Origin of the sequence: Streptomyces sp. Go-475 (assembly GCF_003330845.1) — a bacterium.
Classification (GTDB): Bacteria; Actinomycetota; Actinomycetes; order Streptomycetales; family Streptomycetaceae; genus Streptomyces.
Map to the genome: position 1 here is coordinate 7584354 of NZ_CP026121.1, position 26342 is coordinate 7610695.

Genomic DNA, 26342 nt, shown 5'->3' on the forward strand with positions numbered 1-26342 from the left:
TCGGGGGTGCCCGGTCCGGTCGGTTGCCCCGCGGCGTCTGGTGCCTGGGCGGCTTCCGGCTGGCCGGCAGCGCCCGGATACCCGGGGGCTTCGGGGGTGCCCGGTCCGGTCGGTTGCCCCGCGGCGTCTGGTGCCTGGGCGGCTTCCGGCTGGCCGGCAGCGCCCGGATACCCGGGGGCTTCGGGGGTGCCCGGTCCGGTCGGCTGTCCCGCGGCGTCTGGTGCCTGGGCGGCTTCCGGCTGGCCGGCAGCGCCCGGATACCCGGGGGCTTCGGGGGTGCCCGGTCCGGTCGGCTGTCCCGCGGCGTCTGGTGCCTGGGCGGCTTCCGGCTGGCCGGCAGCGCGCGGATACCCGGGGGCTTCGGGGGTGCCCGGTCCGGTCGGTTGCCCCGCGGCGTCTGGTGCCTGGGCGGCTTCCGGCTGGCCGGCAGCGCCCGGATGCCCGGGGGCTTCGGGGGTGATCGGCTCGGTCGGCTGTCCCGCGGCGCCCGGTTCCCCGGCGACTCCCGGCTGCCCGGAAGCCGCCGATGCCGCCTCGGTGCCGGTCGGCTGTCCCGCTTCCCGCTGTGCGGAGCCGGCCGGCTGTCCCGCGGCGGTCGGCTGCCCCGCGGGCGTCGCGGTGTTCGGCGGCGTTGCGTCAGGGGCCGGGGCAGCGGGCGGAGCGCCCGCTGCCGGGGGACCCCAGGGCGCGGGCGGCTGTGCCGGGCGGATGCGGTCCGTCCAGGCCTTGCCGTCCCACCAGCGTTCCGTGGCGGGCCCGTCAGTTGTCTGTCCGGGGTCGGGGTACCACCCGGGAGGCGTCTCCTGCGTCATGCCCCCACCGTATGAGGCGTCGGTGAAAGAGGCATGAGAGGAGTCGGAGTCGGTCGTTCCACAAGCCGCCGCGCGGACCTGCGGCAGGCCGACGGTGCAAGCCCCAGCCGCTCCCTGGCAGTCGGCCGAAAAGTGCCGCCGAGGCGGGACGGAAGGAAACCCCGAGCGTGAACGGCACGGCCCGGCGGACCGCACGTCCTCACCCGTCCGGTCTCACCGCCGCCCTCCGGCGTGAGGAACCGCGCCGCGGTGATCGTCGCGAAGCGGTCGGGGACGCCGAACTCGTCCCACTCGAGGAGACGGCCCACCGCCCTGGCGAGCAGCACCCCGTCGGCCGGTACCCGCCCGGCTCCGTGAGGGACCGTCACCTCCCGTGCAATTGCACGCCGTTGACCCGCAGACCGGCTGGTGACGACCCGGATGCGTCGCCCCGCCGCACCCCGTGTCACCCGTCACGGCAACAGGTGCCCCGACCATCCTCCACTCGGGCAATCGGACGGCTACGCTCGACGTCTGTACGTCGTTCGGGCGACTTGGGGAGGTAGCGGGATGACGGAGGTACGGCCCACGGCCGCCGCCTCGGCTTCCCTGTGGGAGCGCGACGAGGAGGTCGCCGCCGTCACGCGGGCGGTCGACAGCCTGTGCGCGGACCGCTCCTCGTCCGGCGGGCTGCTGGTCTTCCGCGGCGAGGCCGGACTCGGCAAGACCGCGCTGCTGGCCGAAACCCGCCGCATCGCCGAGGCCCGCGGCTGCACGGTCTGGTCGGCCCGCGGCGGCGAGACCCTCCGGTCCGTCCCCTTCAACGTGGTACGGCAGTTACTGCAACCGGCGCTGGTGTCGATGCTGCCGGAGGAGGCCCGCGAGTACCTCGGCGACTGGTACGACATCGCCGGCCCCGCCCTCGGCATAGCGGACCCCGGCGACCGGCAGGCCGACCCGCAGGGCGTGTGCGACGGCCTGGTCGCCGCCGTGCGCCGGCTCGCCCGCCGGGACTGGCCGCTGGTGCTGCTGATCGACGACGCCCACTGGGCCGACCAGGAGACGCTGCACTGGCTCGCCTCCTTCGCCGAGCGCATCGACGAGATGCCCGTCCTGGTCGTCGTCACCCGCCGCCCGGACGAGGTCTCCGGCACGAGCGCCCGTCACCTCGACCGGGTCGCCGCCGCGGCCGGCCCCGTCACGACCCTCAGCGCCCTCACCCCGGACGCCACGGCCGGACTCACCCGCGCCACCCTGGGCCAGCACGCCGACGCCGCGTTCTGCCGCGAGGTCTGGGCCGTCACCGCCGGCAACCCCTACGACACCGTCGAACTCCTCGCCAAGGTGCAGGACAGCGAACTCGAACCGGTCGAGGCCCGGGCCGGGGAACTGCGCGAGCTGAACCGCTCGGCCCGCGGCGGCGGCCTCGTCGCCCGCCTGGAGGAACTCGGCATCGACGCCACGCGGTTCGCGTGGGCCGCCGCCATCCTCGGCACCGGCATCTCCATCGACCTCGTCGCCAAGCTCGCCACCCTCAAGCCCGACGAAGCCCGCCGCTGCGCCGGACTCCTGCGCGCCGCCCGCATCCTCACCGCCCCGGACCCCGCGACCGGCCGCACCGCCGACGGCGACCTGGAGTTCGTCCACCCGCTCATCGCCACCGCCGTCTACAACTCCATCCCGGACGCCCTGCGCACCGCCATGCACGGCATCGCCGCCCGCATCGTCACCGACGAGGGGCACGGCGCCGCGGCCGCCGCCCGGCACCTCCTGGAGGTCCACCCGGACGACGACGAGGAACTCGTCGGGCAGCTGCGCGAGGCCGCCCGCGAGCACCTCGCCGTCGGCGCCCCCGACGCCGCACGCCGCTGTCTGGAGCGCGCCCTGAAGGAACCGCCCCGGCCCGATATCCACCCGCACGTGCTGTACGAACTGGCCGAGGCCACCTTCCTCACCGCCCCCGCCCGCACCATCAGCCAGTTGCGGACCGCGCTCTCCATGCCCGGCCTCGACGGCGAGAAGCGCGTGGACGCCGTCTTCCGCCTCTCCCAGGCGCTGCTCCACAACGACCAGCTGGAGGAGGCCGTCCGCACGGTCGAGGCGGAGGCCGCCCGGCTCGCACCCGGCCCCGCCCGGATGCGGCTCCAGGCCGTGCACTTCATGTGGGAGGGCATCCACGCCGGCGAGGCCACCGCACCCGACCGCTCCCGGCGCCTCGCCGACCTCGCGAGCACCTGCACCGGCCGGGACAACTCCGAACGCGCCCTGCTCATCCTGCGCGGCTTCGACGCCCTGATGCACGGCGAGAACGCCGAGGTGGTCGCCGAACTGTGCGACCGCGCCCTGGTCAACGGCCGCCTGGCCCCCGGCCTCGGCTGGACCGACACCGAGTGGGGCATCGAACTGCTGCTGATGCTCGCCAACGCGTACGCCTTCACCGACCGCCTCGACCGCGCCGAGACCCTCTACAACGAAGCCCTGCGCGCCTACGAGACGGCCGGCTGGAGCGGCGGCCACCTCGCCCTGGCCCACGCCTACGTCGGGCTGGGGCACCGCAGGCGGGGCCGGCTGAGGGAGGCGGAGGCGTCCCTGCGCGAGTCGCTGCGCCTCGCCGAGCGCGTCGGCCGCGGTCTGCCCCTGTACTGGTCCGCGACCTGCAACCTCGTCGACACGCTCCTGGCCCGCGGCCACGTCCAGGAGGCCTGGGACGTCGCCGAGCACTACGGTTTCGCCCCGCCCTACCCGTCCACCATCGTGCTGCCGGACCCGCGTTCGGTGCGCGGCCGGCTGCTGCTGGCCGTGGGCCGCACCAAGGACGGCGTCAACGAGCTGGAGGCCGCCGAGAAGGCGGCGGCAGCGCGCGGCCACCACAACCCGGTGCTCGTCCCCTGGGCGGCCGACCTCGCCCGCGCCCTCGCCACCGAGGACCCGGCCCGCGCCGCCCGGCTCGCCGTCGACGTCCGCCGCCAGGCCGAGCGCTTCGGCACGGACACCGCCATAGGCGAGGCCCTGCGCTGCGCCGCCGCCCTGGAGACCGGCCAGCGCGCGGTACGGCTCGCCGGCCAGGCCGTCACCTACCTGGAGGCCTCGCCCTGCCAGTACGAGCACGCGGCGGCCCGCGTCGAGTACGGCATCGCCGCCCGCTCGGTGACCGACCTCCGGCGCGGCCTGGACCTGGCGCTCTCCTGCGGCGCGGACGGACTCGCGGCCCGGGCCCGCGCGGAACTGGAGAAGGGCGCCGGACGGGGTTAGGGCCTGTCGTTCGGATCACGCCGCAGACGCGGGGTCTGAAAAGCACCGTCGCATTCCTGCGACCTGACCCAAACGACAGGCCCTGGCTCAGACGCCGAGCAACTGCGCGGTCACCGCGGCGAGTCGCTCGCGGACCCGGGGATCGTACGCCGCCTCATGGGCCCGTGCCGGACGCGTCCCGTCGAAGTACCGGCCGGTGCCCGGCTCCCGCGTGGCCAGGGCCAGCACACCCGCCGCCCCGTCGGCGACCGTGCTCCACGGCGTGACATCCGCCTCGCGGACCATCGCCGTGTCCATGTAGGTCGCCGGGTGCAGCACGTTCACCGAGACACCGGTGCCGTCCAGTTCCTCGGCGAGCGCGAAGGTGTGCGCGGCGAGCGCGAACTTGCTGCGGCAGTACGCCGAGACGCCGTCGTAGCCGCGGCTGAACTCGGGGTCTTCGAAGACGAGGGGTTCCTGACCGGCCGAGCCGACGTTGACGATCCGGGCCGGCGCGTTCGCCCGCAGCACCGGCAGCAGGGCCCGGGTCAGCACGACCGGCGCGAGGTAGTTGACCGCGAGCCGCAGCTCGTGCCCGTCGGCGCTCAGCTCACGGCCCGCCCCGGGCGTCCCGAAGCCCACGCCCGCGTTGTTGACCAGTACGTCCAGCTCGGGATGCGCGTCGGCGACATGCCCGGCCAGCTCGCGCACCTGCGCCAGCGAGGCCAGGTCGGCGACGAACGCCTCGGCGTCCCCCTCGGTCCGCAGCTCCTCGGCCAGCCGCCCGGTGCGGTCCGCGTCCCGGCCGTGGACGAGGACGACATGCCCCGAGCGGACCAGTTCGAAGGCCACGTACCGGCCGAGACCCGAGGTGGCGCCGGTGATCAGGATGGTGGACATGCCCCCACCGTAGGCACGCCGGGCGGCCCCGGGCGAGCTGCTGCCGAGCGTACGACCGGCAGGGTCACCCTCCCGCGCCGTCCTCCTCCGCCAGCACCCGCTGGGCCGTCGCGAACGCCGAGTTCGCCGCCGGCACCCCGCAGTACACCGCCGTCTGCAGCAGCACCGCGCCGATCTCCTCCGGGGTGAGGCCGCCCCGGCGGGCCGCCCGGACGTGCATGGCCAGTTCGTCGTAGTGGCCGTGCGCGACCAGCGCGGTGAGGGTGATCATGCTGCGCTCGCGGCGCGACAGCGTCGGGTCGGTCCAGATCTCGCCCCAGGCGTAGCGCGAGATGAAGTCCTGGAAGCGGGCCGTGAAGGGCGTCTGCCGGGCCTGGGCCCGGTCGACGTGCGCGTCGCCGAGGACCTCGCGCCGCACCTCCATCCCGCGTCGGGCCGGCCCGCCCAGGTGGGCGCGGAGCGCGGTCAGCACCGCCTCCGGGCACTGCGCGGGCGCCAGGTGCGAGGCGCCGGGGATCTCGACGAGCGCCGCGCCGGGCACCGCGTCGGCGATCTCCCGCAGGTGCGCGGGCGGTGTCGCGGGATCGTCGCGGCCGGCGATCAGCAGGGTCGGCACGCTGATCTCGGCCAGCCGGTCCCGCAGATCGAACGCGGCGAGCGCGTCGCAGCAGGCGGCGTACGCCTCCGGGTCGGCCCGGCGGTGGTCCTCCACCAGCCCCGGCACGGTGAACCCGGCGGTGAACCAGCGGGAGTCCGCGCTCTCCGCCAGCCCGGCCAGCCCTTCCCGCCGCACCAGCGCGGCCCGCTCCTCCCACGGCCCGGCTCCGTTGAAGTGGGCCGACGAGCAGATCACGGCCAGCGACGACAGCCGCTGCGGGTGGTGCACCGCGAGATGCAGCCCCACGGCCCCGCCCAGGGACACGCCCGCGTACGCGAACCGCTCGATCCCGAGCGAGTCGGCCAGCGCCAGCACCAGCCCGGCGAGGTCACCGACCGTGGCACCCGCCTCGATGAGGTCAGCCGCCGAACCGCCGTGCCCCGGCAGGTCCCAGCGCACCACCCGGTGCGTGATCGACAGCTCGGGCGCCACCTTGTCCCACAGGGCGTACGACGTGCCGAGGGAGGGACCGAGCAGCAGGGGCGGCGCGGCGGCGGGGCCTTCGGCACGGTGGTTCAGCAGCGTCAACGTCGCTCCAGGGCACGGTCGGTGAGGGCCCCCGCGGAGCCCGTGTAGTGGGTCGGGTCGAGGTCGGTCTTCGCCAGCTCGGGCGCCTCGGCGAGCGGGCGCCCCTCGGAAGCCAGCCGGGTGAGCAGTTCCTTGGCCCGGGCCCGGCCCAGCACCGGGGCCAGCTCGGCCGACAGCCGCTCGGACACGATCAACCCGTCGGTGAGATCCAGGTGTTCACGCATGGCCTTGGGCCTGACCCGCAGTCCCTCCGCCAGTTCGACGGCGTCCCGGGCGGCCCCGCCGGCCAGCCGCAGCAGGTCCCGCAGCGGCTCCCACTCCGCGTGCCAGGCCCCGGCCGGCCGCTCGTCCTCCGCCGCCAGCGATCCGTACAGCGTGGCCGCGAGCTGGGGCGCCCGCCGCGCGGCGGCGGCGATCAGGGTGGACCGTACGGGGTTGGCCTTGTGCGGCATGGCGGACGAACCCCCGCCACTGCCCTCCGCGACCTCGGCGATCTCGGTGCGCGACAGGGTGAGGACGTCCACGGCGACCTTGCCGAGCGCGCCCGCCGTGAACGCCAGGCACCCGGCGAGATCGGCGACGGGTGTCCGCAGGGTGTGCCAGGGCAGCTCGGGTGCCCGCAGGCCGAGTTCGCGGGCGTACGCCACCGGCAGCGCGGTCGGATCGTCGGCGCCGTACGCCCCGAACGCGGCCAACGTGCCCGCCGCGCCACCGAGTTGGACGGGCAGGGAGGCGCGTACGGCCTGGACCCGGTCCCGCGCGTCGAGGACCAGTGACCGCCATCCGGCCGCCTTCAGCCCGAACGTGGTCGGTACGGCGTGCTGGGTGAGCGTCCGCCCCGGCATCGCGGTGTCGCGGTGCTCGGCGGCCAGGCGGGACAGGGCCTGTGCGGTGCGGTCGAGGTCGGCGAGGAGCAGGTCCAGCGTCCGCGCGGCGACCAGCATCGTCGCGGTGTCCATGATGTCCTGGCTGGTCGCACCCCGGTGCACGTAGGGGCCGTACGTGTCGCCGACGGCCTTCGTGAGGTCCGCGACCAGGGGGATCACGGGGTTGCCGCCCGCCCGGGCCCGCCCGGCCAGGGACCGTACGTCGAAGCCGCCGGAGCCGGCCGCCCCGGTGACCGCCGTGGCCGCCTCGGCCGGGGCGAGCCCCAGCGCCGCCTGGGCCCGGGTCAGGGCTGCCTCCGCGTCGAGCAGCGCCCGCAGCCATGCCTCGTCGTTCGTGGCGGACGCGGCCGGCGAGCCGGTCCAGCCGGGGCCGAGCAGTCCGGTGTCGCCAGGGTCAGGTGTCACTGGAACTCCAGAAAGACCGTCTCGCCTTCGCCCTGAAGGCGGATGTCGAAACGGTACGTGCCGCTCGCCTCCTCCGTGGCGATCAGCGTGTCGCGGCGCCCGTCGTCCAGCCGGGACAGCAGCGGGTCGGCGGCGAGCGCCGTCGCGTCGCCCGGCAGGTAGATCCGGGTGTACAGGTGCACGAGCAGCCCCCGGGCGAAGACGCACACGCTGAGGTAGGGGGCGTTCCGCCCGCGCGCTCCCGGCCGCAGGGTGCGCGCGTACCAGTGCCCGTTCGTGTCGGTCTGGATGCGGCCCCAGCCGGTGAACTCCACGCCGTTGCGCCCCAGGAAGCCGCCCGAGGCAGGGTCGCGCCGCATCGAGCCGTCGGCGGTCGGCAGGTCGCCTGCCGGGTCCGGGCCCCACAGCTCGATCAGGGCGTCGGGCAGCGGCTCACCCTCGCCGTCGGTGACGTAGCCGTGCACGGTGATCGTGTCCGGGTGCCCGGCGGGCGCGATGTCCTCGCCGCCGCGGAACGGCAGGGCGTGGCCGTAGAACGGGCCGACGGTGTGCGACGGGGTGGGCAGCACGCTCTCCGGCCTGCTGGTGTCGATCTTCGTCATGGCAGCTCAGCGCCCTTCCTCGATCCAGGTGGCGTTCGGGCCGTCCAGCACGATGTCCCAGTGGTAGCCCATCGAGAACTCCGGCACCGACAGGCTGTGGTCGTACGTCGCGACCAGGCGCTGCCGGGCCGCGTCGTCCGTCACCGACTGGATGATCGGGTCGTAGGGGAACAGCGGGTCGCTCGGGAAGTACATCTGCGTGACGAGGCGCTGGGTGAACGCCGTGCCGAAGAGCGAGAAGTGGATGTGCGCCGGCCGCCAGGCGTTGAGGTGCTGGCGCCACGGGTACGGGCCCGGCTGGATGGTGGTGAAGTGGTAGCGGCCCTCGTCGTCGGTCAGGGTGCGGCCCACGCCGGTGAAGTTCGGGTCCAGCGGGGCGTCGTGCTGCTCGCGCTGGTGGGCGTAGCGGCCCGCCGAGTTGGCCTGCCAGATCTCCACGAGCTGGCCGCGCACCGGGCGGCCGTCGCGGTCCAGCAGCCGCCCGGAGACGGTGATGCGCTCGCCGATCGGCTCGCCGGGGTGCTGCCGGGTGAGGTCGTTGTCGATCTCGGTGATGTCCCGCTGCCCGAAGGCCGGGGAGGACAGCTCCACCAGCTCCGGGTCCTTGCTGACGTCGATGGTGACCGGTGGCTGCTTCGGATGGCGGAGCACCGAGGAGCGGTACGGCGCGTAGTCGCGGCGCGGATGGTGCTCGACGGGCCCGCCGCCGGCGAGCCGCTTCTCGTACGCGGCGTGCTCGGCCGCGATCTCCTGATCGATGTCGTGCTGTGTGAGAGTCATGGGGGTCCCAGAGGTTCGTACGGTTCTCGTCGACGGGGGCGGGGATCGCGCCTCGAAGGGGCGCGGGGAACTGCGCGACCAGCCACATCCGGCCCGCAGCGGAACGTCTACCGTTCCAGGACGAGCGCGAGGCCCTGACCCACCCCGATACACAGCGTGGCGACACCGACGCCACTGCCACGCCGCGCGAGCTGATGGGCAACCGTGCCGGCGAGCCGCGCCCCGGACGCGCCCAGCGGATGCCCGAGCGCGATCGCACCACCCTGCGGATTGAGAATCGCCGGATCGAACTCGGGCCACTCGGCCACACACCCCAGCACCTGCGCCGCGAACGCCTCGTTCAGCTCCAGCACGGCCAGGTCGCCGAACCCCTTGCCCGCCTTCGCCAGGGCCCGGTTCACGGCCTCGACGGGCGCCAGTCCGAAGTAGTGCGGGTCGGTCGCGGAGACGCCCGTCGCCCGGACGCGGGCGAGCGGCTCGCGCCCCGTGGCCCGCAGCCCCTCCTCGTCGACGAGCAGCAGCGCCGCCGCGCCGTCGTTGAGCGGCGAGGCGTTGCCCGCCGTCACCGTCCCGCCCTCCTGGCGGAAGGACGGCTTCAGCCTGGCCATCGCCGCCAGGGAGGCATCCGGACGGACGCTTTCGTCGGTGGCGAAGACGAGCGGGTCGCCCTTGCGCCGCGGAATCGTCACGGGCGCCGACTCGCCCTCGAACAACCCCTGTCGCTGTGCCGCCGCGGCCTTCTCATGGCTGCGCAGCGCGAACTCGTCCTGCTGCTCCCGGCCGATCTTGTGCTTGTCGGCGATGAGTTCCGCGCTCTCGCCCAGCGGGATCGTCCACTGCGGTTCCATGCGCGGGTTGACCATGCGCCAGCCGAGGGTCGTGGAGTACAGCTCGGTGTGCCCGGCCGGGAAGGGCTTGTCGCTCTTCGGCAGGACGTACGGCGCCCGCGTCATCGACTCGACCCCGCCGGCCAGGGCGATCGAGGCGTCGCCGAGCGCGATGGCCCGGGCCGCCTGGATCACGGCCTCGAGGCCGGACGCGCACAGCCGGTTGACGGTCACGCCCGGTACGGACGTGGGCAGCCCCGCGATCAGGGCGGCCATGCGGCCGACGTTGCGGTTCTCCTCGCCGGCGCCGTTGGCGTTGCCGAGGTACACGTCCTCGATCCGGGCCGGGTCCAGCTCCGGCGTCCGCGCGAGGAGTTCGCGGATGGCGTGCGCGGCCAGGTCGTCCGGACGCACGCCGGCCAGTGCCCCGTTGTAGCGGCCGATCGGCGTACGGACCGCGTCGACGATGTAGACGTCCTTCACTTCACGCCCTCCGGCACGGTCAGCGGGGCGTCGGTCCTCGCCACGATCTCGTCGGCGGTCACGCCCGGCGCGGTCTCCACCAGCACGAGCCCGTCACCGGTGACGTCGAGGACGCCCAGGTCGGTGATGATCCGGTTCACGCAGCCCTTGCCGGTCAGCGGCAGGGCGCACTCGGTGAGGATCTTCGGCGAGCCGTCCTTGGCGGTGTGGGTCATGACGACCACGACCGTGCGGGCGCCGTGCACCAGGTCCATGGCCCCGCCGATGCCGGTGATCAGCTTGCCGGGCACGGCCCAGTTGGCGAGGTCGCCCTTCTCCGACACCTGCATGGCACCGAGCACGGCGACGTCGATGTGCCCGCCCCGGATCATCGAGAAGGACAGGGCCGAGTCGAAGAAGGACGCACCCGGCAGGACCGTCACGGTCTCCTTCCCGGCGTTGATCAGGTCCGGGTCGACGGTGTCCTCGGTGGGGTAGGGGCCGGTGCCGAGGATGCCGTTCTCGGATTCGAGGACGACCTCGACGCCCTCGGGGAGGTAGTTCGGGATGAGCGTGGGCAGGCCGATGCCGAGGTTGACGTACTGGCCGTCCCTCAGCTCCCGCGCCGCCCGCGCGGCCATCTCCTCGCGCGTCCAGGCCATCAGGACCTCACCGTCCGCTGCTCGATCTGCTTGTCCGCCGCCTGCTCCGGGGTGAGCGCGAGCACCCGCTGCACGAAGACGCCCGGCAGGTGCACCGCGTCCGGGTCGATCTCGCCGGGCTCCACCAGCTCCTCGACCTCGGCGATCGCGATCCGCCCGGCCATCGCGGCCAGCGGGTTGAAGTTGCGGGCGGACTTGTTGAACACCAGGTTCCCGTGCCGGTCGCCCTTCGCTGCCCGGACCAGGGCGAAGTCGGTGCGGATGCCCCGCTCCAGCACGTACGGGGTGCCGTCGAACTCCCGGACCTCCTTCGGCGGCGAGGCCAGCGCGACGCCGCCCTCCCCGTCGTAGCGCCACGGCAGTCCGCCGTCGGCGACCTGGGTGCCCACCCCGGCCGGGGTGTAGAAGGCGGGGATCCCGGCGCCGCCGGCCCGCAGCCGCTCGGCGAGCGTGCCCTGCGGGATCAGCTCGACCTCCAGCTCGCCGGCCAGGTACTGCCGGGCGAACTCCTTGTTGGCGCCGATGTAGGAGCCCGTGACCCGGGCGATCCGGCCGGCGGCGAGGAGGACCGCGAGGCCGGACTCCATCGCCCCGCAGTTGTTGGACACCACCGACAGCCCGGCGACCCCGCGCTCGTGGAGCGCCTGGATCAGTACGTTCGGCACACCGCTCAGCCCGAAACCGCCCACCGCGAGCGACGCGCCGTCCGGCACGTCGGCCACCGCCTCCAGGGCTGTGGCGACCACCTTGTCCATCCGAGAAGCCCCATCTCTTCCGAGCGACCCGACCGAATTAATCAGGGCACTGATTATTTCCGCGAAGCTTTCCTCACGCTGCCACCGGGGCGGCCGGGCGTCAAGACCTTGCATTCTTCGGCACTCACCGTCATCGCGGACGGCAGACAGCCCGGTTCGTGGCCGGGTATCGTTCAGTGCACCAACGAATACGAGCGGCGAAGACGAGCGAGGGGTGCACATGGCGGCGGCGGACCTCACCACCCACCCCGGGCACCTGGCCCGGCGGCTCCAGCAGGCCCACTACCTGCTGTGGAACACGATGGTCTCCGAGGAGATCACCTCGCCGCAGTTCGCGGTCCTCAACGCCCTCGTCGCCGAGCCGGGACTGGACCAGCGCACGGTGGGGGAGCGGGTGGGGCTCGACCGGTCCACGGTCGCCGAGGTGATCAGCCGGCTCGGCCGGCGCGGACTGCTCGACAAGGTGCGCGACCCGCAGGACGGCCGCCGCTTCCTGCTGCGCCTCACGGACGAGGGCGTGCGCACGCACCGCAAGCTGACCGTGCGCACCGCGCGGATGAACCAGGTCTTCCTCGCCCCGCTGACCGCCGAGGAGCGGACGGTGTTCTTCGACCTCATCCGGCGGGTGGCGGACGCGGCCGAGGGGCTCCGCAACCCCGAGGAGCCCCTGGTGGCGCCCGGCTGACCGGCGCGACCCGTGCGGTCCGTGCGACCCGTGCGGGAGGGTCAGGACGCCTTGGCGTACACCACCCACACCTGGCCCTTCGCGAAGTTCACCGGCGTGCCGTCGCCGGTGGTGAACGCCGTACCGTCGGCGGCCTCCGCGCGCTTCCAGTTCACGTCGTAGGCCCGTCCGTCCCGCAGCACCTTCGCCTTCCCCGAGCCGACCGTCTCGGTGTACGGCGTGTTGTTGCCGAGGAAGTCACGGAAGGCGGACTCGCGCACCGTGACGTACTGCACGACGATCGTCGCGGCCGCCATCCGCTTGCCGTCGGCGGTCGTGGCGGGCGCGCCGTCCATGCCGACCAGCCAGCGGTCCCGGGCGTCCGACCAGGTGAAGGTGAAACGGGCCGCCGGGTAGCGCACCGTCTGCGAGGCCGTCGCCGTGCCGCCCGCCGGGGCGGAGCCGTAGCGGAAACCGGTGGTCAGGGCGGACTGGCCGGGGGTCTCGGGCACGAGCCGCTCGGGCCGCAGGAAGAGGTTGTACGGGGCGGGCCGGCCGGAGTCGCGGAAGAAGGCGTCGGGGGTGCTGCCCGGGGTCTCCGCCCGCAGCGGTGCCCGGTCGATCAGCGGCAGGAGCTTCTTCTGCGCGCCGGAGAAGGCGAGGGTGGGCCGGTCGAACTGGCGCAGCAGCTCCAGGTCCGACTCGCGTGCGCTGCGCACCGGGCCGACGGTCTTCGGCACCTTGGTCGCGTACACCGCCATCAGCCGGCTCAGCCCGCCCTCGACCTGCTCCACGTACACCACGTCCGCGGCGTCGACGCCCGTGTGCGGCCGGGCCGCGCGGGCGTTGTCGATCTTCACGGCGAGGACGGAGCGGCCGGGCGCCGAGGGGGAGGTCTCCTGCCGCGACTCCCGGGCCGAGCCCCGTCCGTCGTCGGTGGTGCCGCCCCCGTTCGTGCAGCCCGCCGCCAGGGTGGCCGTCACCGTGGCGGCCAGCAGTGCCGCTGTCGTCGCGGCGCGCCGTCCGCGCGCCCCTCGTCCCATGCCCACCGTCGCCACCGCGCCCTTGTCATCGATCTGTCTTGATTGTGCGCTTATCTGACCATCGATGGCCATACCCGATCGTTCTTGGCGTGGTGGTGTCCGCGCGGTGTCCGCCGATCGGCCCAAGGTTCAGCGCGGGACGCCCGGGTACCCGGGTCTCGCCGACCGACCGACGCGCACGCCGACGGAGGGAGCGCGTAGCGATGAGGGCAGTGACCTGGCAGGGCAAGCGGGATGTGCGCGTGGAGGACGTGCCCGATCCGCAGCTCCAGGAACCGACGGACGCGATCATCCGCATCACCTCCAGCGGGCTGTGCGGCTCCGACCTGCACCTGTACGAGGTGCTCACGCCGTTCATGACCCCGGGCGACATCCTGGGTCATGAACCCATGGGCATCGTCGAGGAGGTCGGCGCCGGCGTCCCGGACCTCCAGGTGGGGGACCGGGTGGTGGTGCCGTTCCAGATCGCCTGCGGCAACTGCTGGATGTGCCTCACCGGCCTCCCCACCCAGTGCGAGACCACCCAGGTCCACGGCGAGGGCATGGGCGCCGCCCTGTTCGGCTACACCCGCCTGTACGGCTCGGTGCCCGGCGCCCAGGCCGAGTACCTGCGCGTCCCGCAGGCCCAGTACGGCCCGATCAAGGTCCCCGAGGGGCCGCCCGACGACCGCTTCGTCTACCTCTCCGACGTCCTGCCCACCGCCTGGCAGGCGGTCGCCTACGCCGACATCCCCCAGGGCGGCAGCATCGCCGTGCTCGGCCTCGGACCCATCGGCGACATGGCCTGCCGCATCGCCCAGGTGCGTGGCGCCGGACGGGTGTTCGGCGTGGACCTGGTCCCGGAGCGGCTGAGCCGGGCCCGCGCGCGGGGCGTGGAGACGTACGACCTCAGGTCCTTCGACGACGAGAAGGAACTCGTCGCCGCGATCCGCGACGAGACCGACGGACGCGGTCCCGACGCCGTGATCGACGCCGTCGGCACCGAGGCCCACGGCAGCGCGGCCGCCAAGCTCGCCCAGCAGGCCACGGCGATCATGCCCCGCAAGCTGAGCGGCCCGTTCGCCGAACGCTTCAGCGTCGACCGCCTCGCCGCCCTCTACACCGCCATCGACCTGGTGCGCCGCGGCGGCACCATCTCGCTCTCCGGTGTCTACGGCGGCATGGCCGACCCGATGCCGATGCTCACCCTGTTCGACAAGCAGATCCAGATGCGCATGGGCCAGGCCAACGTCCGCCGCTGGAGCGACGACATCATCCCGTACCTGACCGACGAGGACCCGCTCGGCGTGGACGACTTCGCCACCCATCGGGTGCCGCTCTCCGAGGCGCCGCACGCGTACGACATGTTCCAGCGCAAGCAGGACGGCGCGGTCAAGGTGCTGATGCAGCCCTGATCCCCGCTCAGGCCCCGAGGATCTCCGCCAGGTCGTAGCGGACCGGCTCCTGGAGCTGGGCGTACGTGCAGCTCTCCGGGGTCCGGTCCGGGCGCCAGCGGCGGAAGCGGGCGGTGTGCCGGAAGCGCTGCCCGTTCTCCATGTGGTCGTACGCCACCTCGGCCACCCGCTCGGGCCGTAGCGGCACCCAGGACAGGTCCTTCTTGGCCGACCAGCGACTGGGCGCCCCCGGCAGCCGGGCCGTCTCGTGCGCGGCCTCCTCGGACCAGGCCGCCCACGGATGCCCCGCCACGTCGTCCATGCGCAGCGGCTCCAGCTCCGTCACCAGCTCGGCCCGCCGCTTCATCGTGAACGCGGCGGAGACGCCCACGTGCTGCAGCGTGCCCCGCTCGTCATACAGCCCGAGCAGCAGCGAGCCCACCACCGGACCGCTCTTGTGCAGCCGGTACCCGGCGACGACGACGTCCGCCGTCCGCTCGTGCTTGATCTTGAACATGGCCCGCTCGTCCGGGCGGTAGCGCACGGTCAGCGGCTTGGCCACGACCCCGTCCAGACCCGCGCCCTCGTACTCCTCGAACCACTGCCGCGCCACCTCGATGTCCGTGGTCGCCGGCGCCAGGTGCACCGGAGCCCGCACCCCGGAAAGCTCCTCGGACAGCCGCTCCCGCCGGTCGGTCAGCGGGGCGTCCATCAGCGACTCGTCCCCGAGCGCCAGCAGGTCGAAGACGACCAGAGAGGCCGGTGTCCGCTCGGCCAGCATCCGCACCCGCGAGTCCGCCGGGTGGATCCGCTCCGTCAGCGCGTCGAAGTCCAGCCGCCCCTCCCGCGCGATCACGATCTCCCCGTCCACCACGCACCGCTCGGGCAACCGCTCCCGCACGGCCGTCACCAGCTCGGGAAAGTACCTGGTCAACGGCTTCCCGGTACGACTGCCCAGCTCGACCTCGTCCCCGTCCCGGAACACGATCGCCCGGAAACCGTCCCACTTCGCCTCGTACTGCATGCCCGCGGGGATCGCCGCCACGGACTTGGCGAGCATCGGCAGGACAGGGGGCATCACCGGCAGATCCATGGCTCGATTCTGCGCCCGTATGACCTGGTGCGCCCGATATGCGCGGTGCGCGGGCTACGCCTACCGTGGCGAGCATGGGTGACGCGGTGGAACTGGAGGTGGACGGCCGGACCGTACGGCTGTCCAGCCCGGACAAGGTCTTCTTCCCGGAGCGCGGTTTCACCAAGCTGGACCTCGCCCGCTACTACATCGCCGTCGGCCCCGGCATCCTGCGCGCCCTGCGCGACCGGCCGACCACCCTGGAGCGCTACCCCGAGGGCGTGAGCGGCGAGAACTTCTTCCAGAAGCGGGCGCCGAAGAACATGCCCGACTGGATCCCGACCGCGCACATCACCTTCCCCAGCGGCCGCAGCGCCGACGAGATGTGCCCGACCGAGGTCGGCGCGGTGGTGTGGGCCGCCCAGTTCGGCACGCTCACCTTCCACCCCTGGCCGGTGCGCCGCGACGACGTCGACCGCCCCGACGAACTGCGCATCGACCTCGACCCGCAGCCCGGCACCGACTACGCGGACGCCGTCCGCGCCGCCCACGAACTGCGGGCCGTGCTCGACGAGTTCGGCGGACTGCGCGGCTTCCCCAAGACCTCCGGCGGCCGGGGCCTGCACGTGTTCGTGCCCATCGAGCCGCGCTGGACCTTCACCCAGGTCCGGCGCGCCGCCATCGCCGTCGGCCGGGAGATGGAACGGCGGATGCCGGAGCAGGTCACCATCAAGTGGTGGAAGGAGGAGCGCGGCGAGCGCATCTTCCTGGACTACAACCAGACGGCCCGCGACCGCACGATCGCCTCCGCCTACTCCGTACGCCCCCGCCCGCACGCCCCCGTCTCCGCGCCCCTGCGCTGGGAGGAGGTCGGCGTCGCGCACCCGCGGGACTTCGACCTCGCGACCATGCCCGCGCGCTTCGCCGAACTCGGCGATGTGCACGCGGACATGGACGACCACCGCTACTCACTGGAGGCCCTGCTCGACCTCGCCCGCCGTGACGAGCACGACCACGGTCTGGGCGACCTGCCGTACCCGCCCGAGTATCCGAAGATGCCGGGGGAGCCCAGACGGGTACAGCCGAGCAGGGCCCGCAAACAGGCGCCTCCTACAACTCCTTGATCCGGATGTCACGGAACGAGACCACGTCCGTGGTGCCGTGCACCTGGAGCCCGACGTAGCCGGAGGCGAAGCGCCGCCCGTCCGTGCCCGGGTCGTCCGCGCGGGGCGGGCTGAACTCCTGGCCGCCGGTGTTGTCGAACTCGTTGATCAGCACGCCGTTGCGGAAGACCGAGTAGTGCTGGCCCTCCACCCGGATCTCGTAGTCGTTCCAGGTGCCCTTCTGCGTCACCCCGGCACCGGCGAGACCGACCCGGTCGAATCCGTAGACCGACCCGGTCTTGTACAGGTCGCCGTCGGGCCGGTCGAGCACCTGCACCTCGTGCCCGTACTTGATGGCGACCCATTCGGGCCGGGACTCCTCCGGGTGGTCGTGGACCCACGGGAAGCGCACGAAGACGCCTGAGTTGGCGTTGCCGGTGCCGGGCGCGTCGTCACGCCACTGGAGCTTCAGCGAGAAGTCGCCGTACTTGCGCTGCGGGAACCACAGCATGCCCATGCCCGGGGTGGTGGTGCTGGAGGTGATCGTCCCGTCCGGGTTCAGCCCGAACGAACCGCCGCCCACGTGCTGCCACTTGGCCAGGGACTCCGCGCTGCCGTCGAAGATCGCCCGGTAGCCCGCGGTCTGCCCCGGCTTGCCGATGCCCGACTGGCGGGCCGCCTTGCGGATCGCGTTGTACTCGCGCTGGTCGATCACGCCTTCCTTCAGCAGCGCGTCCAGGACGGACGTGACGTGCTTGAGGAACAGCGCGTGGGACGTCCACTCCTTCTCGTCCTCGATCAGCTCGCCGATCCGGCACCGGTTGTCGGTCACGCGGTTGCGCACCCCCGAGTCGACCGTGCCGACGAACACCGTCAGCCGCTCGTCGTACTCCGGGCAGTTCGGCGCCGGGACCCCGCCGGAGACGACCGTGAAGGTCACCGTGCGGGCCGCCGAGGTGTTGCCGGCCTTGTCGGTCGCCCGGTACGCCACGGTGTGCGCACCGGCCCGGTCCACCACCACCGGCGCCGAGTACGCCAGGTAAGGGCCGCCGTCCAGCGAGTACTCGATCCGCTCGACGCCCGAACCGTGCGCGTCGGTCGCCGTGACGGTCACCCGGGCGCTGTTGACGTACGCCCCGTCGGAGTTCTTCGTGCCCTCCACGGTCACGCCCGTCACCGGCGGGGTCGTGTCCTGCGGCGGCGCCGCGACCACCGTGAACCGCACGTTCTTCTCGGCCGCCACGTTGCCCGCCTTGTCGGTGGCGCGGTAGCGGACGGTGTGCTCGCCCACCTGGTGCACCATCACGGGCGCGGTGTACGGCTGCCAGGCGCCGGAGCCGATCGCGTACTCGATGGTGTTGACCCCGGAGCCCGTGTCGGACGCGGAGACGGTGACCGTCGCCATGTCGACGTACGCCCCGCTCGCGTCGCGTTCACCGCTCACCGTCGCCGAGGTCTCCGGCGCGGTGGTGTCGTCCGACTGCGGTGCCACGACCGTGAACGCGGCGCTCTTCTCGGCGGAGACGTTCCCCGCCTTGTCGAACGCCCGGTAGCGGATCTTGTGGTCGCCGACCTGGTCGATCACGACCGGCGTGGTGTACGGCTGCCAGGCACCCGTGTCGCCGATCGCGTACTCGATCCGGTCGAGCCCGGAGCCGCCCGTGTCGGTGGCGTGCAGCGCCACGCTCGCCGAACCGACGTACTGGCCCTGCGTGTTCTGCGTGCCGCTGACGTGTGCCGACGCCTCGGGCGCCGTGGTGTCCTCGCCGGTGCCCTCGGTCACCGTGAGGATGCCCTGCATCTGGCCGTGGCCGGGAATGGTGCAGTGGTAGAAATACCGGCCGGGGGTGAGCGTGACCTGGGCGGTGTGCTTGCCGCCCTGGGCGTCGTTCGGATTGGCCAGGATGTTGAGCTGCACATCGCTGTTGAACTCGGGATCGCTCGTCACGAACGTCAGCGTGTGCGGCATGCCCGTGGTGTTGCCGGTGGCCGTGCTGTTCTCGAAGACGATCGTGGCCTGACCGGCGACCGCCGTCTTCGGCGCCGACAGGTACTTGTCGATGTCGTTGCCGGCCGTCCAGGTGAGCACCTGTTCGGCGGCCGGCGCCTGTGCCTGCCCGGCGGCGGGCATCGCCTGCACGCCGAGCATCACGAGCAGGGCGGCCAGCAGGGCGGCCCAGATTCTTCGGTGCTGTAGGTGCCGTGTCACTCGGTCCCCCTCGCCAGCTGCCCGGCGGCCGGGGTCGGCCCGCCGCCCTTGTAGACGACCCGCCACAGGGCCGACTTGGAGTCCGAGGTGAAGAAGCCGCGCCCGTAGTCGAGGACGTACAGCGCGCCGTCCGGACCGAACTTCCAGTCCATCAGGTTCTTGATGCCGTCGTTGCCGATCGGCACGATCTTCTTCAGCGACTCCGCGTGCACCGGCAGACCGCCGTCTCCCAGCGTCTTCGGGTCCATGAGCACCGCGTGGCGCGGCTGGTCGGCGTCGTAGAAGTCACCGACGAACCACTTGCCGTCCCAGTAGGCCGGCCACTTCACGGTGCTGTCGGCCGCGACCGAACCGGACCGGTACACCGGCCCGTTCATGGCCGCCTGCCCGCCGCCCTTGAGCCAGGGCAGCTGGTAGGTGGCCTCCTCCGGCTTGTAGGAGGGGACGCCGTTCGCGTCCCGCGGGTAGTCCGGCGCGCCGCCCTGCGGCGAGTACCAGATGTTGTTGCCGGTCACCGGCGGCAGGTTGACCAGGCCGTCGTTGTTCGGCGACTCGTTCTTCGGGTGGTCGCAGTCGTACCAGCCCAGCGGCTTGGACGGGTCCGGCAGATTGCGGTCGCGGTAGGGCTGCTTGTTGCCCATGCAGTACGGCCAGCCGCGGTTGCCCGCCTTGGTGATGGCGGCGAACGTGTCGTACTTGGCCGGGCCCCAGGTCGTCGAGGGCGCGCTCGCGTCCGGTCCGACCCAGCCCGCGTAGAGCACGTCGGTCGACTTGTCGACGAAGATGCGCGCGGGGTTGCGCACGCCCATCACATAGATCTCGCCGCGCGTCTTGCCGCCGCCCTCGTCGGTCTCCTTCCCGGTGAACAGGTTGCCCTCGGGCAGCGTGTAGGTGCCGTCCGGCTCCGGGTGGATGCGCAGGATCTTGCCGTTGAGGTTGTTGGTGTTGCCGGCGGTGCGGCGCGCGTCCGCGAACGAGACGCCCTTGTAGTTCGGCTCGGGATTGTTGCCCGAGTAACCGCCGCTGAAGCCGCTGGAGTTGTTGTCACCCGTGGCGATGTACAGGTTGCCCTTGGAGTCCCAGGCCATCCCGCCGCCGGAATGGCAGCAACTGTGGATCTGCACCGGCCACTTCAGCAGCACCTTCTCACTCGACAGATCCAGCTTGTTGGTGGCCTGGTCGAGCGTGAAGCGGGAGACGCGACGCTCCGCCATGCGCGTCTCGCGATTGATCCGCTCGTGCGGCGTGTAGTGCAGGTACACCCAGCCGTTCCGCGCGAACTGCGGGTCCAGTTCGATGCCGAGCAGCCCCTCCTCGACCTTGACCAGCTCGTCGCCGCCGCCCTTGTTGCCGAAGACGGTCAGCGCGCCGGCCAGGGTGACCTGCTTGGTCCTCGGGTCGTAGACGTGGATCTCGCCCCTGCCCTTGCCGATGTCGGGGTTGTTCCAGTCGGTGATCACCGGCTGCGAGGAGTCGGCACCGCCCCGGCCGATGTAGAAGACGCGGCCGTCGGGCGCGGTGACCAGCCCGTGCGGCTCGCCGATCTGGTCGTTCTGCCCCGGCTGGTTGGGCTTGGTCAGCCGCTCCGCCGCGTAGTGGGCGTTGATGGTCGCCTTGCAGTCGGCCTGCTCCAGCCGGGTCGTCCACATCAGCGCGCCGCGCAGATGGGCCCGGAAGTCGGTCTCGTCGTACGAGGACACCGTGCCGCCCATGCCGGTGTAGAAGGAGCGGCCGCCGTCGTAGTCCCGGCACCAACTGACCGGGTGATCCCAGCCGTTGGCGCCCGTGCCCGGCTGGTACGTCGACTCCCGCACCCGGGCCACCGTGTGGACCTCGCCCGATGGGTTCTTCACCCAGTTCAGCCACTTGTCCGGGCGTTTCCACCGCACCGGCAGGTCCTTGGTCGCCGGGTGCCGGCGGTCGCCGACCTCCACGGTCGCCCGCTGCACCGCCGCCGGGCTCGACGTGGCCGGGCGGGCGCCCACCAGACCGGTGAACCAGTCCGAGTAGGGCTCCGCCCGCGCGGCGTCATGGATGCCGAGGAACCCGCCGCCGGCCTCCATGTACGCCTCCAGGCCCGCCTCCTGCTCCGGGTCGAGGACGTCGCCCCCGCCGGTCAGGAACACGATCGCGTTGAAACGGCCGAGCCTCGTGTCGTCGGTGAACACCGAGGCGTCGCCGGTCGCCTGGACCTTGAAGCGGCGGTTCGCGGGGCCGGTCAGCCCGATGTCCTCGATGGCCTCGATCGCGGCGTTCACGACCGGCGACTCCTCGCCGGCCGCGGAACCGTGGAAGACCAGCACCCGTACGTTCGCGCCGCCCGGCGGCGACTTGATCGACATCGTTGTCAGCGGCGGTTCCGGGTACGGACGCGCACTCGCGGCGGGCCCCGACAGCAGCCCGGCGGTCACGGCACCGGCGGCCACGGAGGCCGCCCAGACGCGTCTTCTCTTGCTCAGCCCTCTGCTCAGCCCTCGTAAGTGCATGGGCACCTCCTCGGTCACGGCAACACCGCCAAGGAAGCTAAACCCCTTTGCTCATCCCGCCAATACCTATGACCGGGATGGCCCCAACTTTGTCTTGAGTGTGGATAAACGGGAGTGCGGCCGGTACCGTCTCACAGGTTCATCACAGGTACGCCTCCGTAAAAGCCTTACCAGGGTGGGGAGTTCCGCATGGACAGACGCAGCTTCAACCGGCGCGTGCTGCTGGGCGGCGCGGCCGTCGCGACATCGTTGTCCGTGGCGCCGGAGGCCATCAGCGCCGACGGACCGGCGAAGACGGCACCCGCCGGAGGCGAGGTGAAACGCATCAAGCTGTACGCCGAGAAGCTGGCGGACGGTCAGATGGGCTACGGCCTGGAGAAGGGCAAGGCCACCGTCCCCGGCCCGCTGATCGAGCTCAACGAGGGCGACACCCTGCACATCGAGTTCGAGAACACCATGGACGTGCCGGTGAGCCTGCACGTGCACGGGCTGGACTACGAGATCACCAGCGACGGCACGAAACTGAACCGCAGTCACGTCGAGCCGGGCGCCACCCGCACCTACACCTGGCGCACCCACGCCCCGGGCCGCCGCAAGGACGGCACCTGGCGGGCGGGCAGCGCGGGCTACTGGCACTACCACGACCACGTCGTCGGCACCGACCACGGCACCCAGGGGCTGCAGAAGGGCCTGTTCGGGCCGGTCATCGTCCGCCGCAAGGGAGACGTCCTGCCCGACCGCACGCACACGGTCGTCTTCAACGACATGCTCATCAACAACAGGCCGCCGCACTCCGGGCCGAACTTCGAGGCCACGGTGGGCGACCGCGTCGAGTTCATCGTGATCACGCACGGCGAGTTCTACCACACGTTCCACATGCACGGTCATCGCTGGGCGGACAACCGCACCGGCATGCTGACCGGCCCCGACGACCCCAGCCAGATCATCGACAACAAGATCACCGGCCCGGCCGACTCCTTCGGCTTCCAGGTCATCGCGGGGGAGGGGGTCGGGGCCGGCGCCTGGATGTACCACTGCCATGTGCAGAGCCACTCCGACATGGGGATGGTGGGGCTGTTCCTGGTGAAGAAGCCGGACGGCACGATCCCCGGCTACGACCCGCACGAGCACGGAGAGCACGGAGAGCACGGGCAGCACACGGAGCATCGGGAGGGACACGAGCACTGACGGACACCTGAGCCGGCCGCTCTCCGAGGCGCGCGGAGAGCGCTCTCACGCGTGCCCGGACCCGGGGCTATCCTGATCCGCAGCCGCAGGTGAGGAGCCCCGAAGTGACCGACACAGCGCCGCGTCCCACCCTGGAGGCCGTGGCCGCGCGGGCCGGTGTCTCGCGGGCCACGGTGTCCCGCGTGGTCAACGGCGGGGACGGGGTGCGGGACATCCTCGTCGAGCGGGTCCGCAAGGCCGTCGACGAACTCGGGTACGTGCCCAACCAGGCCGCCCGCTCCCTGGTGACCCGGCGGCACGACGCGGTCGCGGTGGTCGTCGCCGAGCCGGAGACGCGCGTGTTCGCCGACCCGTTCTTCGCGCTCCAGCTGCGCGGCATCAGCAAGGAGCTGACGGCCCACGACAACCAGCTCGTCCTGCTGCTCACGGAAGGCCGGGACGATCACGCCCGGGTCGGCCGGTACCTCGCCGGCGGACACGTCGACGGGGCCCTCGTCTTCTCCCTGCACCTCGACGACCCGCTGCCGGAGCTGATCCAGCGGGCCGGTGTCCCCACCGTGTTCGGCGGGCGGCCCGGCTGGAGCGGCGACCGGCGCGGTGTCGTGTACGTCGACAGCGACAACCGGGGCGGTGCCCGCGACGCCGTCCGCCACCTGGCCGGCCTCGGACGCACCCGCATCGCGCACATCACCGGCGCGCTCGACCAGACCTCGGCGGTGGACCGGCTCGACGGCTACCGGGACGTCATGGTGGACGCCGACCCGCGGCTGATCGTCGAGGCCGACTTCACCCCGGCCGGAGGGGAGCGCGCGATGCGTGAACTCCTCGACCGCTGCCCGGACGTGGACGCGGTGTTCGCCGCCAACGACCTCACGGCCTCCGGAGCGCTGCGCGTCCTGCGGGAAGCCGGACGGCGGGTGCCCGACGACGTGGCCGTGATCGGCTTCGACGACATGCGGCCCCTCGCGGAACAGACCGACCCGCCGCTCACCACGGTCCGTCAGGACATCGAGGAGATGGGCCGCCTGATGGCCCGCCTCCTCCTGCGCGGCCTCGACCGCGCCACCCCCCGCGAGGGCGTCTCCGGCACCCCGTCCAGCGTGGTCCTGCCGACGACACTGGTGCGGCGGACGTCCGCGTAGAGCGCCGGACCCGCGGAAACCAGGACAGCACACCTAGCCCGGTTGCGGCTCGCTGCGGATCACCGCGAAGCGCGCCCCGTACGGGTCGGCGAGCTTGGCGACGCGGCCGACTCCGGGGACGTCACTCGCGGGCATGCGGACCGTGCCGCCCAGCTCCTGCGCCCGGGCGACGGTGGCGTCCGTGTCGCCGACCTCGAAGTACGGCAGCCAGTAAGCCTCCTGCTCGCCCGGGTCGTCGGCCAGCGGCACCACACCGCCGAACATGGCGTCCTCGCCCTCCCCGGCCGGGTTGAACGTCGTGTACGTACCGCCGGGGAAGTCGACGCCGGCCGTCTCCAGGCCGAGCACGGAGCGGTAGAAGGCGGCCGCGGCCGGGACGTCCGCCGTGTACAGCTCGACCCAGCACAGCGAGCCGGGCTCCTGGACGACCTCCAGGCCCTTGTTCCGGCCCGGCTGCCACAGGCCGAAGGACACCCCGGCCTGGTCGGCGAGGATCGCCATGCGACCCAGGTCCTGGACGTCCATGGGCTGCAGCAGCACCGCGCCGCGGGCCTGCTCGGCCGCCCGCGCCGTGGCGTCCGCGTCCGGGGCCTGGAAGTACACCGTCCAGGACGGCGGACCCTGCTCCGGTGTGGTCTGCATGCCCCCGGCGGCGGTCCGGCCGCCGAGCTGGAAGAGACCGTACCCCCCGACCTCGGGCCCGCCCGGCTGGAACCGCCAGCCGAACAGGCCGCCGTAGAAGGCGGCGGCGCCGTCGATGTCGGGTGCGCCGAGATCGACCCAGTTCGGAGCACCGGTGACAAAACGGGTGGTGAGCATCGTCGCCCTCCTCGCACAGGGTCCCGTCGTCTGTTCTGCGAGTCTCGCACCGCCCACTGACAACCGCCGCCGGAGCGCCGGGCCGCCGGACGCGTTTCACTCGTTCCCGCGCGCCGCCGTGCGCCGGCCCGTCCGGCAGGCCACCATCGAGGCCGGCCCGCGGCCCGTGAACGCGTGTTGATCCCTCGTTGATCGAACGTTTCGCGCCGTCCGGAACGATTCCGGACATGCCCATCGACACCATCACCTCCCCCGAACTCGCCTGGCAGCAGGAGGCGCTGTGCGCGCAGACCGGGGCGGAGTTCTTCTTCCCCGAGCCCGGCAGCTCGGTGCGGGAGGCGAAGCGGATCTGCGGTCTGTGCCCCATCCGGCCGGCCTGCCTCGAGTACGCGCTGAGCAACGACGAGCGCTTCGGCGTCTGGGGCGGCCTGTCGGAGAAGGAGCGGCTGGAACTGCGGCGCACGTCGCGCTAGCCGCACGGACGCCTGCCGCCCGGCGGCAGGGGTTCTGGCCGGGGGCCCGAGGGCGTCCCGGGACCCGAGGTCGCCCCGGGACGCCGTGAGGCCCCGACCGCTCGTGCCGGTCGGGGCCTCAGGGCCGTATGTGGTGGGTCGCCGTCAGGCGCCGGCGCGGGCCGCCATGCGGGCCTTGCGGGCGGCCAGCTTCTCGTCGAACTTCGACGCCTCGGAGTCCAGGCCGTCCATGTACAGACCGAGCTCCTCCTGCGCCTTGCGGCCCTCGGGGCCCAGGCCGTCGATCTCCATGATCTTCAGGAAGCGCAGCACGGGCTGGAGCACGTCGTCGTGGTGGATGCGCAGGTTGTAGACCTCGCCGATCGCCATCTGCGCGGCGGCCCGCTCGAAGCCGGGGATGCCGTGGCCGGGCATCCGGAAGTTCACGACCACGTCCCGCACGGCCTGCATGGTCAGGTCGGGGGCGAGGTCGAACGCCGCCTTGAGCAGGTTCCGGTAGAAGACCATGTGCAGGTTCTCGTCGGTGGCGATCCGGGCCAGCATGCGGTCGCAGACCGGGTCGCCGGACTGGTGGCCGGTGTTGCGGTGCGAGATGCGGGTGGCCAGTTCCTGGAACGCCACGTAGGCGATCGAGTGCAGCATCGAGTGGCGGTTGTCCGACTCGAAGCCCTCGCTCATGTGGGACATCCGGAACTCCTCCAGCTTGTCCGGGTCCACCGCGCGCGAGGTGAGCAGGTAGTCGCGCATCACGATGCCGTGCCGGCCCTCCTCCGCGGTCCAGCGGTGCACCCAGGTGCCCCAGGCGCCGTCCCGGCCGAACAGGGAGGCGATCTCGTGGTGGTAGCTGGGCAGGTTGTCCTCGGTCAGCAGGTTGACGACGAGCGCGATGCGGCCGATCTCGGTGACCTTCGACTGCTCCTTCTCCCAGGCCTCGCCGTCCTCGAAGAGGCCGGGGAAGTTGCGCCCGTCGCTCCACGGCACGTACTCGTGCGGCATCCAGTCCTTGGCGACCTTCAGATGCCGGTTGAGCTCCTTCTCGACCACTTCCTCCAGTGCGTACAGCAGCTGAGCGTCGGTCCAGGCGCCGGCGGGGCTGCCGAGATGGGGAGCGGTGATCGTCATGGACTCTCCAGGGGGACATGCGTACGAGCGGTATGCGGAAACCTACGGCATCGTAGGCTACGTTTCCGTAGGTTACGAGGCCGTAGGTTAAGGACGCTGTAAAGGCCCCTGATCAGCGGTGTCGTCCGCGCGTGAGCCATGCCCTCCGGATGTGCAGGTC

The 26342-nt window shown here is 72.4% G+C and carries 21 protein-coding genes and 1 pseudogene; 7 read left to right on the plus strand and 15 right to left on the minus strand.

From position 1 onward, the window contains the following. Positions 1–668: 668 nt before the first annotated feature. Positions 669–812 (minus strand): annotated as a pseudogene (locus tag C1703_RS39980) (DUF2510 domain-containing protein); the annotation flags it as partial. 549 nt (positions 813–1361) lie between these two features. Between C1703_RS39980 and C1703_RS34445 the strand changes: the two are divergent. Next, positions 1362–4043, plus strand: coding sequence for an AAA family ATPase (locus C1703_RS34445; RefSeq protein ID WP_114256503.1), 2682 nt, complete (start codon positions 1362–1364; stop codon positions 4041–4043). Positions 4044–4130: 87 nt separating this feature from the next. On the opposite strand, the gene C1703_RS34450 is transcribed toward C1703_RS34445, so the two are convergent. From C1703_RS34450 to C1703_RS34485, 8 genes are all read right to left on the minus strand, one after another. Further along, positions 4131–4922, minus strand: a complete 792-nt coding sequence (locus C1703_RS34450; protein ID WP_114256504.1) for an SDR family NAD(P)-dependent oxidoreductase — start codon at positions 4920–4922, stop codon at positions 4131–4133. Positions 4923–4986: 64 nt separating this feature from the next. Further along, the gene (gene pcaD, locus C1703_RS34455; protein ID WP_114256505.1) at positions 4987–6108 is read right to left on the minus strand and encodes a 3-oxoadipate enol-lactonase; all 1122 of its coding nucleotides are present in this window, start codon (positions 6106–6108) and stop codon (positions 4987–4989) included. Then, positions 6105–7400, minus strand: coding sequence for a 3-carboxy-cis,cis-muconate cycloisomerase (pcaB, locus tag C1703_RS34460; protein ID WP_114256506.1), 1296 nt, complete (start codon positions 7398–7400; stop codon positions 6105–6107). Before pcaB ends, pcaD begins: the two co-directional genes overlap by 4 nt. Further along, positions 7397–8002, minus strand: a complete 606-nt coding sequence (gene pcaG, locus C1703_RS34465) for a protocatechuate 3,4-dioxygenase subunit alpha (RefSeq protein ID WP_114256507.1) — start codon at positions 8000–8002, stop codon at positions 7397–7399. The genes pcaB and pcaG overlap by 4 nt, the downstream gene beginning before the upstream one ends. A gap of 6 nt (positions 8003–8008) precedes the next feature. Continuing rightward, on the minus strand, positions 8009–8782 hold the full coding sequence (pcaH, locus tag C1703_RS34470) for a protocatechuate 3,4-dioxygenase subunit beta (protein WP_114256508.1): 774 nt from the start codon (positions 8780–8782) through the stop codon (positions 8009–8011). 107 nt (positions 8783–8889) lie between these two features. Beyond that, positions 8890–10092, minus strand: a complete 1203-nt coding sequence (locus C1703_RS34475; protein ID WP_114256509.1) for a thiolase family protein — start codon at positions 10090–10092, stop codon at positions 8890–8892. Further along, positions 10089–10733, minus strand: coding sequence for a CoA transferase subunit B (locus tag C1703_RS34480; protein ID WP_114256510.1), 645 nt, complete (start codon positions 10731–10733; stop codon positions 10089–10091). Before C1703_RS34480 ends, C1703_RS34475 begins: the two co-directional genes overlap by 4 nt. After that, positions 10733–11488, minus strand: a complete 756-nt coding sequence (locus tag C1703_RS34485) for a CoA transferase subunit A (RefSeq protein ID WP_114256511.1) — start codon at positions 11486–11488, stop codon at positions 10733–10735. Before C1703_RS34485 ends, C1703_RS34480 begins: the two co-directional genes overlap by 1 nt. 220 nt (positions 11489–11708) lie before the next feature. On the opposite strand from C1703_RS34485, the gene C1703_RS34490 reads away from it, so the two are divergent. Continuing rightward, positions 11709–12173 (plus strand): MarR family transcriptional regulator, encoded by a 465-nt coding sequence (locus C1703_RS34490; RefSeq protein ID WP_114256512.1) that lies wholly within the window; start codon positions 11709–11711, stop codon positions 12171–12173. A gap of 41 nt (positions 12174–12214) precedes the next feature. On the opposite strand, the gene C1703_RS34495 is transcribed toward C1703_RS34490, so the two are convergent. Then, entirely contained in the window at positions 12215–13195 is a 981-nt protein-coding gene (locus C1703_RS34495; RefSeq protein WP_114257737.1) for a DUF3048 domain-containing protein, read from the minus strand. 203 nt (positions 13196–13398) lie between these two features. Here C1703_RS34495 and C1703_RS34500 point away from each other — a divergent pair, with 203 nt between their 5' ends. Beyond that, complete coding sequence (locus C1703_RS34500; RefSeq protein WP_114256513.1) at positions 13399–14589, plus strand: zinc-dependent alcohol dehydrogenase; 1191 nt, start codon at positions 13399–13401, stop codon at positions 14587–14589. A 7-nt stretch (positions 14590–14596) separates the two neighbouring features. Here C1703_RS34500 and C1703_RS34505 read toward each other — a convergent pair whose 3' ends face one another. Next, complete coding sequence (locus C1703_RS34505; RefSeq protein WP_114256514.1) at positions 14597–15661, minus strand: ATP-dependent DNA ligase; 1065 nt, start codon at positions 15659–15661, stop codon at positions 14597–14599. 74 nt (positions 15662–15735) lie between these two features. On the opposite strand from C1703_RS34505, the gene ligD reads away from it, so the two are divergent. Further along, positions 15736–16764: a non-homologous end-joining DNA ligase gene (gene ligD, locus C1703_RS34510; protein ID WP_114256515.1), complete on the plus strand. Its 1029-nt coding sequence runs from the start codon at positions 15736–15738 to the stop codon at positions 16762–16764. On the opposite strand, the gene C1703_RS34515 is transcribed toward ligD, so the two are convergent. After that, complete coding sequence (locus C1703_RS34515) at positions 16751–18892, minus strand: family 16 glycoside hydrolase (protein WP_198678484.1); 2142 nt, start codon at positions 18890–18892, stop codon at positions 16751–16753. The two genes, ligD and C1703_RS34515, sit on opposite strands and share 14 nt — an antisense overlap. A gap of 56 nt (positions 18893–18948) precedes the next feature. After that, positions 18949–21438: a ThuA domain-containing protein gene (locus tag C1703_RS34520; protein ID WP_198678347.1), complete on the minus strand. Its 2490-nt coding sequence runs from the start codon at positions 21436–21438 to the stop codon at positions 18949–18951. Positions 21439–21627: 189 nt separating this feature from the next. On the opposite strand from C1703_RS34520, the gene C1703_RS34525 reads away from it, so the two are divergent. Then, positions 21628–22626, plus strand: coding sequence for a multicopper oxidase domain-containing protein (locus C1703_RS34525; RefSeq protein ID WP_114256517.1), 999 nt, complete (start codon positions 21628–21630; stop codon positions 22624–22626). A 104-nt stretch (positions 22627–22730) separates the two neighbouring features. Then, the gene (locus C1703_RS34530) at positions 22731–23768 is read left to right on the plus strand and encodes a LacI family DNA-binding transcriptional regulator (protein WP_114256518.1); all 1038 of its coding nucleotides are present in this window, start codon (positions 22731–22733) and stop codon (positions 23766–23768) included. A 33-nt stretch (positions 23769–23801) separates the two neighbouring features. On the opposite strand, the gene C1703_RS34535 is transcribed toward C1703_RS34530, so the two are convergent. Then, positions 23802–24587, minus strand: a complete 786-nt coding sequence (locus C1703_RS34535; RefSeq protein WP_114256519.1) for a VOC family protein — start codon at positions 24585–24587, stop codon at positions 23802–23804. A 227-nt stretch (positions 24588–24814) separates the two neighbouring features. Between C1703_RS34535 and C1703_RS34540 the strand changes: the two genes are divergently transcribed. Continuing rightward, on the plus strand, positions 24815–25060 hold the full coding sequence (locus C1703_RS34540) for a WhiB family transcriptional regulator (protein ID WP_198678348.1): 246 nt from the start codon (positions 24815–24817) through the stop codon (positions 25058–25060). A gap of 144 nt (positions 25061–25204) precedes the next feature. Here the strand turns inward: C1703_RS34540 and C1703_RS34545 are convergent, their stop codons facing one another. Then, entirely contained in the window at positions 25205–26182 is a 978-nt protein-coding gene (locus tag C1703_RS34545; RefSeq protein ID WP_114256521.1) for an acyl-ACP desaturase, read from the minus strand. Positions 26183–26342 lie beyond the last annotated feature (160 nt).

Coding starts and splice junctions, on each gene's coding strand:
- C1703_RS34445 (WP_114256503.1), top strand. CDS start 1,362: ATGACGGAGGTACGGCCCACGGCCGCCGCCTCGGCTTCCCTGTGGGAG.
- C1703_RS34450 (WP_114256504.1), bottom strand. CDS start 4,922: ATGTCCACCATCCTGATCACCGGCGCCACCTCGGGTCTCGGCCGGTAC.
- pcaG (WP_114256507.1), bottom strand. CDS start 8,002: ATGACGAAGATCGACACCAGCAGGCCGGAGAGCGTGCTGCCCACCCCG.
- pcaH (WP_114256508.1), bottom strand. CDS start 8,782: ATGACTCTCACACAGCACGACATCGATCAGGAGATCGCGGCCGAGCAC.
- C1703_RS34480 (WP_114256510.1), bottom strand. CDS start 10,733: ATGGCCTGGACGCGCGAGGAGATGGCCGCGCGGGCGGCGCGGGAGCTG.
- C1703_RS34485 (WP_114256511.1), bottom strand. CDS start 11,488: ATGGACAAGGTGGTCGCCACAGCCCTGGAGGCGGTGGCCGACGTGCCG.
- C1703_RS34490 (WP_114256512.1), top strand. CDS start 11,709: ATGGCGGCGGCGGACCTCACCACCCACCCCGGGCACCTGGCCCGGCGG.
- C1703_RS34495 (WP_114257737.1), bottom strand. CDS start 13,195: ATGGGACGAGGGGCGCGCGGACGGCGCGCCGCGACGACAGCGGCACTG.
- C1703_RS34500 (WP_114256513.1), top strand. CDS start 13,399: ATGAGGGCAGTGACCTGGCAGGGCAAGCGGGATGTGCGCGTGGAGGAC.
- C1703_RS34505 (WP_114256514.1), bottom strand. CDS start 15,661: ATGGATCTGCCGGTGATGCCCCCTGTCCTGCCGATGCTCGCCAAGTCC.
- ligD (WP_114256515.1), top strand. CDS start 15,736: ATGGGTGACGCGGTGGAACTGGAGGTGGACGGCCGGACCGTACGGCTG.
- C1703_RS34515 (WP_198678484.1), bottom strand. CDS start 18,892: ATGCTCGGCGTGCAGGCGATGCCCGCCGCCGGGCAGGCACAGGCGCCG.
- C1703_RS34520 (WP_198678347.1), bottom strand. CDS start 21,438: ATGCACTTACGAGGGCTGAGCAGAGGGCTGAGCAAGAGAAGACGCGTC.
- C1703_RS34525 (WP_114256517.1), top strand. CDS start 21,628: ATGGACAGACGCAGCTTCAACCGGCGCGTGCTGCTGGGCGGCGCGGCC.
- C1703_RS34535 (WP_114256519.1), bottom strand. CDS start 24,587: ATGCTCACCACCCGTTTTGTCACCGGTGCTCCGAACTGGGTCGATCTC.
- C1703_RS34540 (WP_198678348.1), top strand. CDS start 24,815: ATGCCCATCGACACCATCACCTCCCCCGAACTCGCCTGGCAGCAGGAG.
- C1703_RS34545 (WP_114256521.1), bottom strand. CDS start 26,182: ATGACGATCACCGCTCCCCATCTCGGCAGCCCCGCCGGCGCCTGGACC.